The sequence below is a fragment of the Sphingomonas sp. 77B genome (assembly GCF_056497825.1).
Window position 1 is genome coordinate 1,731,564 of the sequence record NZ_JBWMBY010000001.1, and the last position, 17,185, is coordinate 1,748,748.

The window sequence follows — 17,185 nt, forward strand, 5'->3', positions numbered from 1 at the left end:
CAGGACTCGGCGGATGGGGGTTTCCAATAATGTGCGGGGCGCGCCTAGCGGGACGCGGCCCCGTGTGTCAACCGGCGATGGCGGTCGGCTGGCCATCCTTGAGGATATGGGTGCACAGCTGCGCCTGTGGCGTGTCGCCTTCCTCCAGCGCCTGCACCGTCACCCAGCCCTGCGCGCGGAGCGACGCGCCGGTTTCAGGCGCGGTGCCAAAGGGCAGGAACAGCCGCCGCCGCTCGGTCGGCGGCGCGGTGGCGACGATGGCGTCGGCATAGAGCGAGAAGCCGGTCGCCTTCTCCTCCGCCCCATCCTCGTGGAAGATGGTGTAGGTGCCGCCGCGCCCGACCTCGCGCGGGGGACCGGCCACGAACAGCGAGAAGCCCAGCCAGCTCTGGAACTCGAAGCCATGGCGTTCGGTCGGGTCGAGCGTCATCGACACCCCCTCACCCAGCGCGGCGGCGATCGCCTCCAGCGCATCGAGACGGCTCGCCAGCACGCCTTGGGAATCAAAGGCACGCAGCCGCTCCATCGCGGTCGCAAACGACCCGGCGGCCTCGACCAGCGGCAGATAGTCGGGCGCGATCGCGGCGACCCCGCCCGCATCCTTGGCGTCCAGCCGGTCGCGCAAGGCCGCCACCTGATCCGCCGCGACCGGCAGCGGCCCGGCGGCGAGCAGGTCGACCAGATCGGGCAGCGTGAAGTCGATCGAAATCCCGGTCGTACCTGCCGCGACCAACGCCTCGACCGCCACGCGCACGACTTCCGTCGCCGCCGCCGTCGAGTCGAGCCCGATCAGCTCCGCCCCGATCTGCCGCCACTCGCGGGCGGGCGCGAGTTCGGAGCCACGCAGGCGGACAACCGTGCCCGCATAGGACAGGCGCACCGGGCGCGGGTGATGGCCCATGCGGGTGGCGGCGATCCGCGCCACCTGCGCGGTCAGGTCGGGCCGGATGGCGAGCGTGCGCTGAGACACCGGATCGACGAAACGCACCGCGTCATGCAGGCCGCCCGCCTTCAACCGCGAGCCCAGCGCCTCGGCAAACTCGATCGACGGCGGATCGGCGCGCTCATACCCATGCAGCCGCGCCGCCTCCAGCACCCGCGCCTCCACCGACGCGGCGGCATCGGCATAGGGGGGAAGACGGTCGTGATAGCCTTCGGGAAGGAGCGCGGTCATCGGGCATTGTCCTTGAAGCATTCACGGGCGGAGGTGGGGAAGCGGATCACGCGCGAAAAACCCTGTCGTTCGATCGTCGGCCTGCGACGGATGGGGTTCGTGATTGGTCACTCAAGTCAGCGGCGTCAACCGCGATTGCCCCTGCCTTTTCTCGTTACGCATGCAACCCCTTGGTCGCCCGATGTTTTTCGCATCTGTTGGCGGCGCGATGATAGATGACCGCCTGCCTGAAGGAGGAGCATGTTGAAGACAACCGACTACGGTCTTCCCGACCCATCGGGGCTGCTGCCCGCGCGGCCCATCAAGGTGCGGCGGGCCGGATTTGCCGATCATTACAGGCTGCTGGTGTTCAGCATCCTGCTGGGTTTGGGCGCGCTTGCCATCGTCGCCACCATCTGGCCCGGCCTGTACGCCGACTACCGCATCCTGCGCGCGCCGGTCGAGGTGCCGCAAGCCTCGATGGTCGATGGCGAATGCCGGATGCGCAAGTTCAGCGTCCGCTGCAATGCGACCATCGCCTATCCCCGCGACGGCGCGATCCGATCGCGGGCGGTCAGCTTCTCCTATATGGCGTTCCGTAACGAGGATCGCGAAACCCGCATCATCGCCGAGCGCGGCCATCCGGATAATATCACCCTGTCGCTGGCGATTGAGGAGTTCTGGAACCGCTTCCTCGGCTCGCTGCTGGTCGTGATCGTCTTCGCGGTGTTCTCGGTGCTGATGATGCGGCGCTTCCTGCATCAGTCGGCATCGATCAAGGCCATGCGTAAACCGGCGCTGCTTCGGCCGGTCTGGGCGCGGATCACCCAGCGCAGCGACAAGAAGAACCGCAGCCGGATCACCTATGCGCCGATCGCCCCGACGATGACCGGCAAGGCGATCGCCAGCGGCTTCGCCAAAGACGAGCGCCCTTGGACGCATTACGACGCAGCCCAGGATGAGACTTTCACGCTCGCGGTGGTGCACCCCGATGCCACGCTACCCGTGTTGCTCGACGAGCGTCTCGACCGGCTGGACCTGACACCAGACGAGGCAGACGCTATCCGCGCGCGCCGTGATGCGTTGCTGCCGCAGGAACCCGTCGCGTAAGGCGAAGGGGCGGGACGATAGAAGGTCCCGCCCTTCCCGTCCGGGATCATGATCGTCGCGCCATTCGCCGAACCATGCTATCGTGCGGACGTCTGAATCGCCTGAGGATCGCCCATGCCGATCAAGGATCTCAACGGCCCGCCCCGCATGTCAGACGCGAAGCGGGAAGCGATACGAGCCGCGATAGCCGCGATTTTTGCTGCGGGCGGTCGTCCGCCGCCGAAATTTCCTCCACTGCGCCGCGACAATGGCCTCGAACCCACAAAGCCACCGTCCGGCCCCACGCCGCGTCCCCTTCTCGGTGGAGCAGAAACGACGCTCGACTGACCGCAAATAAAAAGGGGCCGAATGCCTTTTGGCACCCGACCCCTTTTGCCGACATCCGATCCTATCGGATCAGAACGCCAGACCCATCGCGGTCTTGACGCCCGGCAGCGCCTTGACCTTGGCCAGCAGGACTGCGTCCACCGCCTCGTCGACCGAGAGCAGCAGGACCGCCTCGCCGCCCGCCGAGCGGCGGCCGAGGTGGAAGGTGCCGATATTGACGCCCGCCTCGCCCAGCGTGGTGCCGAGACGGCCGATGAAGCCCGGCGCGTCCTCGTTGACGACGTACAGCATCGGCCCGGCCAGATCGGCCTCGACCTTGATGCCGAACAGCTCGACCAGGCGCGGCGCCTGATCGCCGAACAGCGTGCCCGCGACCGAGCGCTCGCCGTCCGCCGTCGTCACCGTGACGCGGACCATGGTGTGGTAATCGCCCTCGCGGTCATGACGCACTTCGCGCACGTCGAGGCCACGCTCCTTGGCGAGGAACGGCGCGTTGACCATGTTCACCGTGTCCGAATGGACGCGCATGAAGCCTGCCAGCACCGCACCCGTGATCGGCTTGAGGTTGAGCGCGGCGGCCGCGCCCTCCGCCTCGATCGCGATGCCCGTCACCGCGCCGTGCGACAGCTGGCCGACCAGCGAGCCGAGCTTTTCGGCCAGCGCCATATACGGCTTCAGCTTGGGGGCTTCCTCGGCGGTCAGGCTGGGCATGTTGAGCGCGTTGGTGACGCCGCCCGAGACCAGGAAATCGGCCAGCTGCTCGGCGACTTGGATCGCGACATTGACCTGCGCTTCAGTGGTCGACGCGCCGAGATGCGGGGTCGAGATGAAGTTCGGCGTGCCGAACAGCGGGCTTTCCTTGGCCGGTTCGACCTTGAACACGTCAAGCGCAGCGCCGCCGATATGGCCCGAGTCGAGCCCCGCCTTCAGCGCATCCTCGTCGATCAGGCCGCCACGCGCGCAGTTGATGATGCGCACGCCCTTCTTGGTCTTGGCGAGGTTCTCGGCCGACAGGATGTTGCGGGTCTGGTCGGTCAGCGGCGTGTGCAGCGTGATGAAGTCGGCACGCGCCAGCAGCTCGTCCAGCGTCACCTTCTCCACGCCCATCTCCAGCGCGCGCTCGGGCGTCAGGAACGGATCGAAGGCGACGACCTTCATCCGCAGGCCCAGCGCGCGGTCGGCGACGATCGAGCCGATATTGCCCGCGCCGATCAGGCCCAGCGTCTTCGACGTCAGCTCGACGCCCATGAAGCGGTTCTTTTCCCACTTGCCGGCTTGCGTCGAGGCATCGGCCTCCGGGAGCTGGCGGGCGAGCGCGAACATCAGCGCAATGGCGTGTTCGGCGGTGGTGATCGAGTTGCCGAACGGGGTATTCATCACCACCACGCCCTTGGCGCTGGCGGCGGGGATGTCGACATTGTCGACACCGATCCCGGCGCGGCCGACGACCTTCAGGTTCGTCGCGTGCTCCAGGATTTCCTTGGTCACCTTGGTCGAGCTGCGGATCGCCAGGCCGTCATATTCGCCGATGATCGCCTTCAGCTCTTCGGGCGTCTTGCCGGTGATTTCGTCGACCTCGACCCCGCGCTCGCGGAAAATCTGGGCGGCCTTGGGGTCCATTTTGTCGCTGATGAGAACTTTGGGCATGGTTCACCTCGTCACCCCGGCACGGCCGGGGTTGTGGAATGGGGAAGGTCCCCGGCTCATTTGGCCGGGGGTAATTCGCGAAAGGATCAGGCCGCCTTGGCGGTCGCGTAGGCCCAGTCGAGCCAGGGGCCGAGCGCCTCGATATCGGCGGTTTCGACCGTGGCGCCGCACCAGATGCGCAGGCCAGCGGGCGCGTCGCGGTAGCCCGCCACGTCATAGGCCGCACCTTCGGCTTCGAGCAGCGAGGCCATCTTCTTGATGACTGCCTCGTCCGCGCCCTCGACCGTCAGGCAGACGCTGGTGGTCGAGCGGATCGCCGGATCGGCCGCCAGATGGCCGAGCCAGTCGCGCTCCTCGACGATCCTGTTCAGCGCCGCCGCATTGGCGTCCGAGCGCTTGACCAGCGCCTCTGGGCCGCCCAGGCCCTTGCCCCATTCGAGTGCGAAGATCGCATCCTCGACGGCCAGCATCGAGGGCGTGTTGATCGTCTCGCCCTTGAACACGCCCTCGGCCAGCTTGCCCTTCGACACCAGGCGGAACACCTTGGGCAGCGGCCAGGCGGGGGTGTAGGTCTCCAGACGCTCGACCGCGCGGGGGCCGAGGATCAGGACGCCGTGCGCGCCCTCGCCGCCCAGCACCTTCTGCCACGAGAAGGTCGCGACGTCGATCTTGTCCCAGGGCAGGTCATAGGCGAACACCGCGCTGGTCGCGTCGGCGAAGGACAGGCCTTCCCGGTCGTCGGCGATCCAGTCGCCGTTCGGCACGCGCACGCCCGAGGTGGTGCCGTTCCAGGTGAAGAGCACGTCGTTCGACCAGTCGACCGCGTCCAGGTCCGCGATCTGACCGTAATCGGCGCGCAGGACGGTGGGGTCGAGCTTCAACTGCTTGACCGCGTCGGTCACCCAGCCCTCACCGAAGCTTTCCCAGGCGAGCGTGGTGACAGGGCGCGCGCCCAGCATGGTCCACATCGCCATCTCGAACGCGCCGGTGTCGGAGCCGGGGACGATGCCGATGCGGTGGGTGTCGGGGAGCTTCAGCAGCTCGCGCATCAGGTCGATGCAATATTGCAGCCGCTGCTTGCCAATCTTCGAGCGATGCGAACGGCCGAGGCTGTCCGTCGCGAGCTTGGCCGCATCCCAACCGGGAGGCTTGGCGCAGGGACCGCTGGAAAAATAAGGACGCGCCGGTTTGGTGGCGGGCTTCGCGGGCGCAAGAGTGGCGTCAGCGGCAGTCATATCAGTCATTTAAGACTCTCCTCACAGAGAGCACGCGCGGCGTTGGGACCGCGTGGCCCGTCGACGGCCCTAGCGATGTCGAACGAAGATGACAACCACAATCGCGATGGCGCAATTTTACTTATACCGGGCGGCTTCGCGCGGGGCTTTTGCAATGTTCGGCCCTCCTATCGCTTACCGCGCATTGCCGAAGACCAGCGTGCCGGTAGCCCCCGGCCGACAATCCCAATAATTTTTCATATCGAATTTCAATATGAGTATTGAATGATATTCAATCAGATATTATCGAATATCAATATAGCTTCAGGTTGAAGGATAAGACGCATGACACGCTTCGCCAGTCACATCAGTACGTTGCTTTATGGGACGTTGCTCGCCGTACTGGCGTTCGTTACGGTCATCATCCTGACGTCGGTCGGGGTGCTGATCGTCGATGCGATCTCACCGGGTGCGCTGGGTGCGGTGCATGTCAATGCGGAGGCAATCGACACCAGGGTGCCCGGCGTGGTCGCGGCGGCGATGGCCGTCATGCTGCTGGCTCTGGCCCTGGCATGGGCTGCTCTGTTGCCCCTGATCCAGATGCTGCGTAGCACGGCAGCGGGCCACCCCTTCACGATGGCCAATGTCAAGCGGCTGAACTGGATTGCGGGGACGATCGCGGCGGCCTTTCTGTTGCAGTTCATCCTGCCGCCCCTGCTGCCCTTCGAGTCGCAGGACATGATCAAGCCGATGGGCGTGGACGGGGTATTCGCCATCCTGCTGACCCTGGTGCTGGCACAGGTCTTCCGCGAGGGCGTGCGCCTGCGCGAAGACGCCGAGGGCACGATCTGATGGCGATTCGCATCAACCTCGACCGGCTGTTGCTTGACCGGCGCATGTCGCTGACCGAGCTGGCCGAGCGGGTCGACCTGACGCTCGCCAATCTGTCGATCCTGAAGACCGGCAAGGCTCGCGCGATCCGCTTCACCACGTTGGACGCGATCTGCACCGTGCTCGACTGTCAGCCGGGGGATATCTTGGAGCATGTCGCAGACACGCCTCCGCATGGCTGATCGGGGCTGGCCAAAACGGCGGTAAAGGGCGCAAGTGGCCGCATGGTTCGCGTCCCCCTGTTTCTCGTGGTTCCGATTCTGGGGGCAGCGCTGCTCTCCGCCTGCGGCCGTCCCGAGCGAGCCGAGAGGCCGGTCCAGCAGGCCTCGCGCCCCGAACCTTACCGCCCGCCGATCCGCGAGACCGCGCAGTGCGAGGCCGATCTGCGGCGCGAGGGCGTGGATTATCGCCGCCTGCCGGACAAGGATCTGGGGCCGGGCTGCGGCCTCTATGGCGCGGTGCAGCTGACCGATATCGGCGTGCCCGTCACCGGCGTCACCGCGATGCGATGCGGCAATGCGCGCGCCTTTGCCGGATGGGTGCGCAACGCCGTCGCGCCCGCCGCCTGGCAGATCCTCGGCTCGCCGCTGGTCAAGGTCGAAGGCATGGGCACCTATGCCTGCCGCAACATCGTAGGCACCAGGCGGATCGGCGACCGGCGGTCGGGCCATGCGCTGGCCAATGCGGTGGATGTCGGCGGCTTCGTGCTGAAGGACGGGCGGCGGATCACGCTGCTGGGCGACTGGTATTCCACCGATCCGCAGGTTCGCCAGTTCTGGACGGTGATCCGCGCCTCGGCCTGCAAGCGCTTCGGCACGGTGCTGAGCCCCGACTATAATGCGGCGCACCGCAACCACCTGCATCTGGAGGACGACGCCGCGCATTTTTGCCGGTAGCGCGTGGGCTTGCGATCGCCTACATCATCCGAAATGACCGATAAGACCCAAGTACCGAACCGCGTCTTCCCCAATGCCAGCCAGGACGCCGAGAGCGCCAAGACGATCGTCTCGACGCCGCAGACCGAAAGCCCCGCCTATACGCTGGCCTTTCAGGACATGGACTTCCTGCTGCGCGAAGACCTTCGCCCCGTGCGTTTCCAGCTGGAACTGCTGAAGGCGCAGCTGCTGCTCGAAGAGGCCAAGATCGCCTCGACCTTCGTCTTCTACGGCTCGGCGCGCATCCCGGAGCCTGCCAAGGCCGAGGCGCTGCTGGCGCTGGCGCATGACGACAAGTCGCGCAAGATCGCCGAGAACCTCGTCGCCAAGAGCAAATATTACGACATCGCGCGCGAGCTGGCCCAGATCACCAGCCGCCTGCCCCGCGACGATCGCGGGATGCGCCAGTTCGTCGTGTGCTCGGGCGGCGGCCCCTCGATCATGGAAGCGGCCAATCGCGGCGCGGCTGACGTCGGCGCCGAGTCGGTCGGCCTGAACATCGTCCTGCCGCACGAGCAGGCGCCCAACCCGTACGTCACGCCGTCGCTGTCGCTCCAGTTCCACTATTTCGCGCTGCGCAAGATGCACTTCCTGCTCCACGCGCGCGCGCTGGCGGCCTTCCCCGGCGGCTTCGGCACGTTCGACGAGCTGTTCGAGCTGCTGACCCTGATCCAGACGGGCAAGATTCAGCCCATCCCCGTCCTGTTGTTCGGCCGCGCCTTCTGGGAGCGCGTCGTCAATTTCGAGGCGCTGGTCGAGGAAGGCGTGGTGTCCGAGCGCGACCTGGGCATCTTCACCTATGTCGAAACCGCCGAAGAGGCCTGGGACGTGGTCCGCAACTTCTACGAGGAACGCGCCCGCAAGGAAGCCGAGCAGGCGTAACGCCGGGCGGAAAGCCCCTCCCCTTCAGGGGAGGGGTTGGGGTGGGGCCTTGCCACAGGCGGCGCGCTTACGGAAGCGCCCCACCCCCGGCCCCTCCCCTAAAGGGGAGAGGGGACTCACCCCTTTCGTGCCATCGCCCGCGACGCGGTGCACAGATTGCGGCTCGCATCGCGCGGCACCGGCGCCGCGACGCTTACCCCCTTGGCCGCATCGCGAAAGGCCAGCAGGCGGAAGTCGTGCCCGACCCCGCCCTTCTCGACCCAGACCAGCCACAGGTCCCGCACCCGGTAGGCGCGCAAGAAACGGACGCGTGGCGGGGAGTTCGGCCGCACCACGTCCGAGGCATGGAACGGCGCCCCAGCCTCGGCGACGGGCTGGCCGACCGAGGCGAACAGGGCATCACGTACCGGCGTCGGCAGGTCCGCCATCCGCCGGGTCGCGGGCCGGGCGCCAGGAATGGCGCAACTCGGCAAGGCGGGCATCGGCGAAACATGCCCGGCATCGATCATCAGCATAGTCCCGCCACCCTTTTCGTTCGCCGAGCGTTCAGCCGCCCGGTGCCAAAGACTATGATAGGGACTTTCAAGCTCGCTCGAAACCCGCCCGAATCCCGTCCGAATCCCGCCCGAATCCCGGTTGTGTCGCGCAACCGACCCGTCGATAGAGGAAGCATGAAGCGCCTGATCGCCGCCTTCGCCGTTACGGTCTTGGTCTGGGCACAACCGGCCGCCGCGCAGTCGATCCTGCGCGATGCCGAAACCGAATCGCTGTTCGCCGACATGTCCGCGCCGATGATAAAGGCCGCCGGGCTCTCACCGCGCGACGTGAAGATCGTCCTCATCAACGACGACTCGATCAACGCGTTCGTCGCGGGCGGGCAGATCGTCTATGTCCATTCGGGCCTGATCCAGGCGGCGGACAATGTGAACGAGGTGCAGGGCGTCGTCGCGCACGAGCTGGGCCATATCGCCGACGGCCATGTGATCCTGGGCGAACAGGCGATGAAGCCCGCGATGAAGATGCAGCTGCTCTCGATGGTGCTGGGCCTCGCCACCGTGGCGCTGGGCGGCGGGGCGGCGGGCATGGGCGTGATGGCGGCGGGGCAGCAGGCGGCGATGAGCAACGTCCTGGCCTTCAGCCGCAACCAGGAATCGGCCGCCGACGCCGCGGGCGCGCGCTACCTGACGACGGCGGGCGTCACCGGCAAGGGCATGCTGAGCTTCTTCAAGAAGCTGCAGAACCAGCAATATCGCTATGGCTACACCAATATCGATCCGTTCGCGCAGACGCATCCGCTGTCGTCGACCCGTATTCAGTCGCTGACCGCCGATCTCCAGGCTTCGCCCGCCTGGAACAAACCGATCGACCCGAAGCTGCAGGAACGCTTCCTGCGGGTGAAGGCCAAGCTGTTCGGCTATGTCTCCCCGCCCGAGACGACGCTCAGCAAATATCCCGAGAGCGATCAGTCGGTCTATGCGCATTACGCCCGCGCCTATGCCTATCACAAGGCCGCCTATCCCGACAAAGCCGAGGCGGAGGCCGCCGCACTGATCGCCAAGGACCCCAAGGACCCCTATTTCGAGGAAATCCAGGGCCAGATCCTGCTCGAATCGGGCAAGCCCTTGGAGGCGCTGGCGCCGCTGCGTGCGGCAACCATGGGGTCGGGTCAGAACGCGCTGATCGCCACCACCTTCGGCCATGCGCTGATCGCCACCGAGGACAAGCGCAACCTGCCCGAGGCGGTGAAGGTCCTGAAGGTCGCGGTCCAGCGCGACGAGGACAATCCCTTTGCCTGGGTCCAGCTCGGCACCGCCTATGAACAGATGGGCGACGAACCCCGCGCGGCACTCGCCACCGCCGAGCGGGCGAGCATGATGGGCGACAACCGCACCGCCATCCAGAGCGCCCGCTATGCGATGGCCAATCTCACCCCCAACACGTCCGAATGGATTCGGGCGCAGGATATCGCCATGACCTCTGCCGACGCCGCCGCCAGTTCCAAGAAGAAGCGCCGCTGATGGGTGTGAAGACGTTGGCCGCCGTCGCGGTCCTGGGCGGCCTGGTCGGTGGCGGCACCGCCATGGCGCTCGCCCCCCTCGTCGCGCCGAACGCCGCGTCGGGCGACATGGTCCGCGCCTATCTGCTCGACCATCCCGAAGTGATCCCGGAGGCAATGCAGCGCCTGCAGGACCGGGAACAGGGCAAGGCGGTCGCGGCGATCGGCGGCGACCTGACCAAGCCGTTCGGCAACGCCTATACCGGCAATCCGAAGGGCGATGTCACGCTGGTCGAGTTCTACGACTATAATTGCGGTTATTGCCGGGCCAGCCTGCCGCTGCTCAAGCAGCTGACCCAGGCCGACCCCAAGTTGCGGATCGTCTATCGCGAGCTGCCGATCCTGGCGCCGTCGAGCAAGGCGGCGGCGCGCGCCAGCCTGCTCGCCGCGTCGCAGGGCAAGTTCGCCGCCTTCCACGACGCGCTTTATGCCGGTGGCCCGGTCAGCGACGCGACCATCGCCGCCGCCGCCGCCAAGGCGGGCGTCGACATGAGCAAAATGGCCGCCTTCCAGCCCCAGGCCGATGCCGAGATCGCGCGCAATCTGGAGGCGGCCGGGCGGCTGGGCCTGACGGGCACGCCGAGCTGGATCGTCGGCAACCGCATCCTGTCGGGCGCGTTGCCGCTCGAACAATTGCAGAAGGCCGTCGCCGAAGCGCGAAACCGTTGATACAGCGGCGGTCTTCCAACGGGGGACTGCCGTATGACCGACCCGATCCTGTCCGTCGAGGGCGTGACCAAAACCTATAAGGGCGGCTTCACCGCTCTGCAGCCGGTCGACCTGGAAATTCGACGCGGCGAGATTTTCGCGCTGCTGGGGCCGAACGGCGCAGGCAAGACGACGCTGATCTCGATCGTCTGCGGCATCGTCACGCCCTCGGCCGGGACCATCCGCGTCGACGGGCACGATGCCCTGCGTGATTACAAGGGCGCACGCCGCAAGATCGGGCTGGTGCCGCAGGAACTGTCGGTCGACATGTTCGAGCGGGTCATCGACACGGTGAATTTCAGCCGGGGCCTGTTCGGCCGCGCGCCCAACCCCGCTTATGTCGAACAGGTGCTGCGCGACCTGTCGCTCTGGGACAAGCGCCATGCCAAGTTGATGGAGTTGTCGGGCGGCATGAAGCGCCGCGTACTGATCGCCAAGGCGCTGAGCCACGAACCCGACCTGCTCTTCCTCGACGAACCGACCGCGGGCGTCGATGTCGAGCTGCGCCGCGACATGTGGAAGCTGGTCCACCGGCTTCGCGAGCGGGGCGTCACCATCATCCTGACCACGCACTATATCGAAGAGGCCGAGGAGATGGCCGACCGGGTGGGCGTGATCGCCAAGGGCAAACTCCTCCTGGTCGAGGAAAAGGCCGAGATGATGAAGAAGCTCGGCAAGCGCGAAATGGTGCTGACGCTGGCCGAGCCGATGACGGCGATCCCGGCGGACCTCGATGAGTGGAACCTGACGCTGGAGGATGAGGGCAAGCGCCTGCGCTACATCTTCGACGCGCGCGCGGAGCGAACCGGCATCCCCTCGCTGCTGCGCAAGCTGGGCGACATGGACATCGGCTTCAACGATCTGGAAACCTACAAATCCTCGCTGGAGGATATCTTCGTCGATCTGGTCGAGGGGACACGCGCATGAACCTGCATGGCATCTGGTCGATCTATCGCTTCGAAATGGCGCGCTTCCGGCGGACGGTGTGGACCAGCCTGATGGTGCCGGTCATCACGACGACGCTCTATTTCGTGGTGTTCGGCACCGCGATCGGATCGGCGATGAACCAGGTCTCGGGCGTGCCCTATGGCGCGTTCATCGTGCCGGGCCTGATGCTGCTGTCGATCTTCTCCGAGAGCATTCTGAACGCGAGCCTCGGCATCTACATGCCCAAGTTCACGGGCACGATGTACGAAATCCTGTCCGCACCACTGTCGCCGATCGAGACGGTGCTGGGCTATGTCGGCGCGGCGGCGAGCAAGTCGATGGTGATCGGGCTGGTGATCCTCGCCACCGCCTATCTGTTCGTCGACCTGTCGATCCTGCATCCGGTGGCGATGGTCTTCTACCTGTTGCTGGTCGCCGTCACCTTCTCGCTGTTCGGCTTCGCCATCGGCATCTGGGCGCGCGGGTTCGAGCAGTTGCAGGTCATTCCGCTGCTGATCGTCACGCCCCTCACCTTTCTGGGCGGTGCCTTCTATTCGGTGACGATCCTGCCAGAGCCGTGGCGGACGGTGACGCTGTTCAACCCGGTCGTGTACCTCATCAACGGCTTCCGCTGGACCTTCTTCGGCACCTCGGACGTGACGCCGGAGGTCAGCCTGGGGGTGACGGCGCTGTTCCTGCTGGCGTGCCTGGCGTGGATCGGCTGGATCTTCCGCACCGGCTGGCGACTGAAGAATTGACTTACATTCCTCCCCTGTAAGGGGAGGTGGCAGGGCGAAGCCCTGACGGAGGGGGGCTGGCCACATAGGGAGTCCCCCACGGCACGCCCCCTCCACCAGCCTAGGGCTGGTCCCCCTCCCCGTGCCGGGGAGGATTTTTGTGGAGCACTCCGCCCAACACCGGGGTCACCACCAGCCCGTTCAGGTCCACCAGCACATGGACCAGCATCACCACCGACAGGCTGCCGGTCATCAGGTACAGGCCGGTCATCACCGCCCCCAGCGCGGTGGTGGCGAGCACCCCGACCCAGCCCTGATAACGATGCATCGCCCCGAACAGGATCAGCGAGGCGACAAAGCCGAGCCCCGCCTGCCCCGTCACCATCGCGACCAGCAGCGGCAGATAGAGGCGGAAGAACGCCTCCTCCGTCACCCCCGCCATGACGCTGAGCGCAGCGGCATATTTCACCTCGCGCCGCTCGCGCGGCAGCAGCGTGGAAATATTGCCCAGCGGCTTGCGCTTGCGCACCCGCGCCAGCACCGCGCCGACGACCAGCCCGCCGATCGCGCCGCCGATCAGCATCCCCTGCATCGCTTCGCCGCTGTCGAAAATCGGCGGCATGATGGTGGCGATGGCGGCGAACTCGCCCGGCATCACGGCCAGCGCATCGATCCGGCCGAGCAGCGTCAGCCCGACCAACACCGGCAACAGGAACGCCAGCGCCGAGCGGACCAACCATAGCCGGAACCGCATCCGCCGCGAATGGCTGTCGCTCAGCGCGCTGAACCGCCGATACTCGCCCAGATCGCCTTTCTGAAACCACCAGATGCCGCCTAGTGCGGCGAGGAGAAGGAGGGCGGCGGTTATAGCGAGAGACATGGGTATCAATCCCCCCTCCCCTTCAGGGGAGGGGCAGGGGGTGGGGCGCTTCCGCAAACCGGACGCTGATGGAAAGGCCCCACCCCAACCCCTCCCCTGGAGGGGAGGGGCTTGATCCAGACGATGCCCTCATCTCCCCCAATCAAAGCCGATGCTGCCCCTTCACCCAGCGCACCGTGCCCGACGAGGCGCGCATCACGACGCTTTCGGTCGTCATCACCTTGGGCCGACGCTTCACCCCGGCCAGCAACGACCCATCGGTGACGCCGGTCGCCGCGAAGATGCAGTCGCCGCGCGCCAATTCGGTCAGGTCATATTGCTTGTCGAGATCGGTCACGCCCCATTTGTGCGCGCGGGCCCGCTCGGCATCGTTGCGGAACAACAGCCGCCCCTTGAACTGCCCGCCGACACAGCGCAGCGCGGCGCAGGCCAGCACGCCCTCCGGCGCGCCGCCCGAGCCCATATAGACGTCGATCGTCGTGTCGGGATCGGTCGTCGCGATCACGCCGGCCACGTCGCCGTCGCCGATCAGAACCACGCCGCAACCCAGGCCGCGCAATTCGGCGATCAGCGCCTCATGACGCGGCCGGTCGAGCACGCAGACCACGACGTCCTTAGCCTCCACCCCCTTGGCGGCGGCGATGGCGCGGATATTGTCGCTGGGGCTGCGGTCCAGGTCGATCACGCCCGCCGGATAGCCGGGGCCGACCGCGATCTTGTCCATATAGACGTCGGGTGCGTTGAGGAGATGGCCTTTCTCGGCGATCGCCAGCACCGCCAGGCTGTTCGGCCCCGCCTTGGCGCAGATGGTCGTGCCCTCCAGCGGGTCGAGCGCGATGTCGATCTCGGGGCCGTTGCCGGTGCCGACCTTCTCGCCGATGAACAGCATCGGGGCCTCGTCGCGCTCGCCCTCGCCGATCACCACGGTGCCGTCCATGTCGAGTTCGTTGAGCGCGGCGCGCATCGCCTCGACCGCCGCCGCGTCCGCCGCCTTCTCGTCGCCGCGCCCGACCAGCGTCGACGCCGCGATCGCCGCCGCCTCGGTCACGCGTACCATTTCGAGGACGAGGACGCGGTCGAGCACCTGGCTCGCGGTTTGATCGGTCTGGCTCATAAACTCTCCTGCCGCTGGCATGCGGGCATGTTGAACGTGTTTTACAGCCCCTTATCGCGCGTGCCGCGACAGGCATAGCCCGAAAGCCGCGCGCCGGTGCAGCGAAACGGCACCCTGCCGCGTTTGACGCGCTTGTGCTTCCTCCCCAGAATGGCCCCATGCCCAAACCGATGATCGTGCTGGAGAATGTCAGCCGCCGCTATGGTACGGTCGCGGCGGTCGACGCCGTATCGCTGACCGTCGAGCAGGGCGCGTTCGTCGCGCTGGTCGGGGCATCGGGATCGGGCAAGTCGACCCTGCTGCGGACCATCAATCGGCTGGAGCAACCCGATACGGGCCGGGTCCTGATCGACGGACAGGATGTCACCGCCGAGCCGCCGCCCCTGTTGCGTCGCCGGATCGGCTATGTCTTTCAGCAACATGGCCTGTTCCCGCACATGACGGTCGCGGCCAATATCACCATTGGCCTGCGCATTGCCGGGCGCGCGGTCGGCGACCGGGTGGACGAACTGCTCGATCTGGTCGACCTGCCGCGCGACGTGGCGGAGCGAATGCCCGATGCGCTGTCGGGCGGCCAGCGCCAGCGGGTCGCGATCGCGCGTGCACTGGCGACCGAACCACCGATCCTGCTGCTCGACGAGGCGCTGGGCGCGCTCGATCCCGTCACGCGCGATGCGGTGGCGGGGCGGCTGGTCGAACTGCACCAGCGGCTGGGGCTGACCACCATTCTCGTCACGCATGACATGGCCGAGGCGCTGCTGACCGCGTCCCGCGTGCTGGTGATGGAGGCAGGCCGGATCGTCGCCGACGCCACCCCCGCGCAACTGGTGCGCGGCGAAGGCGGTGCGGCGGCGCAAGAATTGATGGCGGTCCCGCGGCACCAGGCCGAACGGCTGGCGGCGCTACAGGCATGAGTGCCTTTCTCGACGCCCTCACCCGCGTGCCGCCTTTGCTGGCGCAGCATGTGCTGGTCAGCATGGCCGCGTTGCTGCTCGGCATCCTGATCGCGGTGCCTTTGGCCTTTGCGTGCGCACGGCGACCAAGGCTGTCGCGGGTGGCGCTGGGCTTCGCCAGTCTGGTGCAGACCATCCCGGCGCTGGCGCTGCTGGCGCTCTTCTATCCGGTGCTGCTCAGCCTGTCGGGACTGGCGGGCGGCGGCATACCGGCATTGGGCTTCCTGCCCTCGCTGCTCGCGCTGACGCTTTATGCGCTGCTGCCGATCCTGCGCAACGGCGTGACGGGGCTGGTCGGGCTTGACCCGGCGGTGTTGCAGGCGGCCGATGCGGTGGGGATGACACGAGGCCAAAAGCTGCGGCTGGTCGAGGCGCCGCTGGTCGCGCCGGTGCTGGCGGCGGGCATCCGTACGGCGGCCGTCTGGACGATCGGCGCGGCCACCCTGTCGACGACGGTAGGCCAGCCTTCGCTGGGCGACCTGATCTTCGCCGGGCTCCAGACCCAGGCCTGGGCGCTGGTGCTGGCCGGATGTTTCGCCGCCGCCGCGCTGGCGTTGGTCGTCGATGCACTGATCGGGCTGATCGAGCGCGGACTGGCGACGCGGCGGAAAGGCCTTTGGATCGGCGGACTGGTCGCGCTGGCGATGGGAATTGCGCTCGCGACCCAGCCGCTCTGGCCGCGTGGTGGCGACGCGCGGCGGCAAGTGGTGATCGGCGCGAAGAACTTCTCCGAGCAATATATCCTGACCCGGCTGATCGGCGACCGGCTGACACGCGCAGGCTATGACGTCAGCTATCGCGACGGGCTGGGTTCGACCGTCGCGTTCGAGGCCACGGCGGGCGGGCGTGTGGATGTCTATGTCGATTATGCGGGGACCTTGTGGACCACCGCGATGCACCGGCACGACTCCCCGCCCCGCGCGGCGATGCTGGACGCGCTGAAAGACTGGGCCGCGACGCGGGATGTCGCGATGCTGGGGCCGCTGGGGTTCGAGAATGCCTATGCCTTCGCCATGAAGGCCCCGCTGGCGAAGCGGCTGGGCTTGCGCTCGCTCGCCGATCTGTCGGCCGCCGCGCCGCGATTGAAGCTGGGCAGCGACCTGGAGTTTCTCGACCGACCCGAATGGGCGGCGGTTCGCGATGCCTACGGCCTGCGCTTCGCCAGCATGACGCCGTACAGCCCGACCTTCATGTACCGCGCGCTGGAAAGCGGACGGGCGGACGTGATCTCGGCTTTTTCGTCCGATGGGCGGATCGCGGCGGAGCGGCTGACCGTACTGAGCGATCCGAAACGGGCGATCCCCGGTTATGATGCGGTGCTGCTGGTGGCGAAGGATCGCGCGGGGGACACGAAGTTCGTCCAGGCGCTACAGCCGATGCTGAACCGGATTCCGGTCGAGGCGATGCGCGAGGCCAACTACCGGGTCGACCGCGACGACGCGGCGAAGGAGAGCCCGGAGGCGGCGGCGCGATGGCTGGCGAAGCGGGTGGGGTTGTAGGGAAACCCTCTCCCCACACGGTAAGCCCCTCCCGCAGGCGGGAGGGGTTTGGGGAGGGCCCGGAGTCTCACCGAGACTGTCGCCTGGGGCATGCCCTCCCCCATCCCCTCCCGTAAACGGGAGGGGCGTGCCAAGGGTCAGGCGTTCAGATC

18 protein-coding genes are annotated in these 17,185 nt (G+C 67.0%); 12 read left to right on the forward strand and 6 right to left on the reverse strand.

The window, feature by feature from the left end; translation table 11 throughout:
- Positions 1–67: 67 nt before the first annotated feature.
- A complete protein-coding gene (locus tag AC1GI4_RS08105; RefSeq protein WP_479629172.1) occupies positions 68–1,174 on the reverse strand; it encodes an ATP phosphoribosyltransferase regulatory subunit in 1,107 nt (368 codons plus the stop codon).
- Positions 1,175–1,414: 240 nt separating this feature from the next.
- Here AC1GI4_RS08105 and AC1GI4_RS08110 point away from each other — a divergent pair, with 240 nt between their 5' ends.
- Together AC1GI4_RS08110 and AC1GI4_RS08115 are read left to right on the forward strand one after the other, a co-directional pair.
- Positions 1,415–2,263 (forward strand): hypothetical protein, encoded by an 849-nt coding sequence (locus AC1GI4_RS08110; protein WP_479629173.1) that lies wholly within the window; start codon positions 1,415–1,417, stop codon positions 2,261–2,263.
- Between the two features lie 114 nt (positions 2,264–2,377).
- Positions 2,378–2,590 carry a hypothetical protein gene (locus tag AC1GI4_RS08115; RefSeq protein WP_479629174.1) on the forward strand — a complete coding sequence of 71 codons (213 nt, stop codon included), beginning with the start codon at positions 2,378–2,380 and terminating at the stop codon, positions 2,588–2,590.
- A 69-nt stretch (positions 2,591–2,659) separates the two neighbouring features.
- Here AC1GI4_RS08115 and serA read toward each other — a convergent pair whose 3' ends face one another.
- Together serA and AC1GI4_RS08125 are read right to left on the reverse strand one after the other, a co-directional pair.
- On the reverse strand, positions 2,660–4,237 hold the full coding sequence (serA, locus tag AC1GI4_RS08120; protein ID WP_479629175.1) for a phosphoglycerate dehydrogenase: 1,578 nt from the start codon (positions 4,235–4,237) through the stop codon (positions 2,660–2,662).
- A gap of 86 nt (positions 4,238–4,323) precedes the next feature.
- On the reverse strand, positions 4,324–5,481 hold the full coding sequence (locus AC1GI4_RS08125) for a phosphoserine transaminase (RefSeq protein WP_479629176.1): 1,158 nt from the start codon (positions 5,479–5,481) through the stop codon (positions 4,324–4,326).
- Between the two features lie 315 nt (positions 5,482–5,796).
- Between AC1GI4_RS08125 and AC1GI4_RS08130 the strand changes: the two genes are divergently transcribed.
- The 4 genes from AC1GI4_RS08130 to AC1GI4_RS08145 are packed head-to-tail and all read left to right on the forward strand — an operon-like array spanning position 5,797 to position 8,159.
- Positions 5,797–6,303, forward strand: coding sequence for a DUF2975 domain-containing protein (locus tag AC1GI4_RS08130; protein ID WP_479629177.1), 507 nt, complete (start codon positions 5,797–5,799; stop codon positions 6,301–6,303).
- Positions 6,303–6,524, forward strand: coding sequence for a helix-turn-helix domain-containing protein (locus AC1GI4_RS08135; RefSeq protein ID WP_007406809.1), 222 nt, complete (start codon positions 6,303–6,305; stop codon positions 6,522–6,524). The genes AC1GI4_RS08130 and AC1GI4_RS08135 overlap by 1 nt, the downstream gene beginning before the upstream one ends.
- Before the next feature lie 42 nt (positions 6,525–6,566).
- Positions 6,567–7,238 (forward strand): extensin family protein, encoded by a 672-nt coding sequence (locus tag AC1GI4_RS08140; RefSeq protein WP_479629178.1) that lies wholly within the window; start codon positions 6,567–6,569, stop codon positions 7,236–7,238.
- Between the two features lie 33 nt (positions 7,239–7,271).
- Positions 7,272–8,159, forward strand: a complete 888-nt coding sequence (locus AC1GI4_RS08145; protein WP_042490639.1) for an LOG family protein — start codon at positions 7,272–7,274, stop codon at positions 8,157–8,159.
- A gap of 116 nt (positions 8,160–8,275) precedes the next feature.
- On the opposite strand, the gene AC1GI4_RS08150 is transcribed toward AC1GI4_RS08145, so the two are convergent.
- On the reverse strand, positions 8,276–8,674 hold the full coding sequence (locus tag AC1GI4_RS08150) for a hypothetical protein (protein ID WP_479629179.1): 399 nt from the start codon (positions 8,672–8,674) through the stop codon (positions 8,276–8,278).
- Between the two features lie 156 nt (positions 8,675–8,830).
- Between AC1GI4_RS08150 and AC1GI4_RS08155 the strand changes: the two genes are divergently transcribed.
- Genes AC1GI4_RS08155 through AC1GI4_RS08170 form a run of 4 tightly spaced genes read left to right on the forward strand, consistent with a single transcriptional unit; the run spans position 8,831 to position 12,608 of the window.
- Positions 8,831–10,177 (forward strand): M48 family metalloprotease, encoded by a 1,347-nt coding sequence (locus tag AC1GI4_RS08155; protein WP_294268541.1) that lies wholly within the window; start codon positions 8,831–8,833, stop codon positions 10,175–10,177.
- Positions 10,177–10,884 (forward strand): DsbA family protein, encoded by a 708-nt coding sequence (locus AC1GI4_RS08160; RefSeq protein WP_294268540.1) that lies wholly within the window; start codon positions 10,177–10,179, stop codon positions 10,882–10,884. The genes AC1GI4_RS08155 and AC1GI4_RS08160 overlap by 1 nt, the downstream gene beginning before the upstream one ends.
- Before the next feature lie 33 nt (positions 10,885–10,917).
- On the forward strand, positions 10,918–11,850 hold the full coding sequence (locus AC1GI4_RS08165) for an ABC transporter ATP-binding protein (RefSeq protein ID WP_433909750.1): 933 nt from the start codon (positions 10,918–10,920) through the stop codon (positions 11,848–11,850).
- The gene (locus AC1GI4_RS08170) at positions 11,847–12,608 is read left to right on the forward strand and encodes an ABC transporter permease (RefSeq protein WP_479629180.1); all 762 of its coding nucleotides are present in this window, start codon (positions 11,847–11,849) and stop codon (positions 12,606–12,608) included. The genes AC1GI4_RS08165 and AC1GI4_RS08170 overlap by 4 nt, the downstream gene beginning before the upstream one ends.
- A 100-nt stretch (positions 12,609–12,708) precedes the next feature.
- Here AC1GI4_RS08170 and AC1GI4_RS08175 read toward each other — a convergent pair whose 3' ends face one another.
- Both AC1GI4_RS08175 and glpX read right to left on the reverse strand, forming a co-directional pair.
- Entirely contained in the window at positions 12,709–13,467 is a 759-nt protein-coding gene (locus AC1GI4_RS08175; RefSeq protein WP_479629181.1) for a CPBP family intramembrane glutamic endopeptidase, read from the reverse strand.
- A 142-nt stretch (positions 13,468–13,609) separates the two neighbouring features.
- Positions 13,610–14,581 carry a class II fructose-bisphosphatase gene (gene glpX / locus AC1GI4_RS08180; protein WP_294268532.1) on the reverse strand — a complete coding sequence of 324 codons (972 nt, stop codon included), beginning with the start codon at positions 14,579–14,581 and terminating at the stop codon, positions 13,610–13,612.
- 158 nt (positions 14,582–14,739) lie between these two features.
- On the opposite strand from glpX, the gene AC1GI4_RS08185 reads away from it, so the two are divergent.
- Both AC1GI4_RS08185 and AC1GI4_RS08190 read left to right on the forward strand, forming a co-directional pair.
- Positions 14,740–15,495 carry an ATP-binding cassette domain-containing protein gene (locus tag AC1GI4_RS08185; protein WP_479629182.1) on the forward strand — a complete coding sequence of 252 codons (756 nt, stop codon included), beginning with the start codon at positions 14,740–14,742 and terminating at the stop codon, positions 15,493–15,495.
- Positions 15,492–17,033, forward strand: coding sequence for a glycine betaine ABC transporter substrate-binding protein (locus AC1GI4_RS08190; RefSeq protein WP_479629183.1), 1,542 nt, complete (start codon positions 15,492–15,494; stop codon positions 17,031–17,033). The genes AC1GI4_RS08185 and AC1GI4_RS08190 overlap by 4 nt, the downstream gene beginning before the upstream one ends.
- The last annotated feature ends 152 nt before the right edge of the window (positions 17,034–17,185 follow it).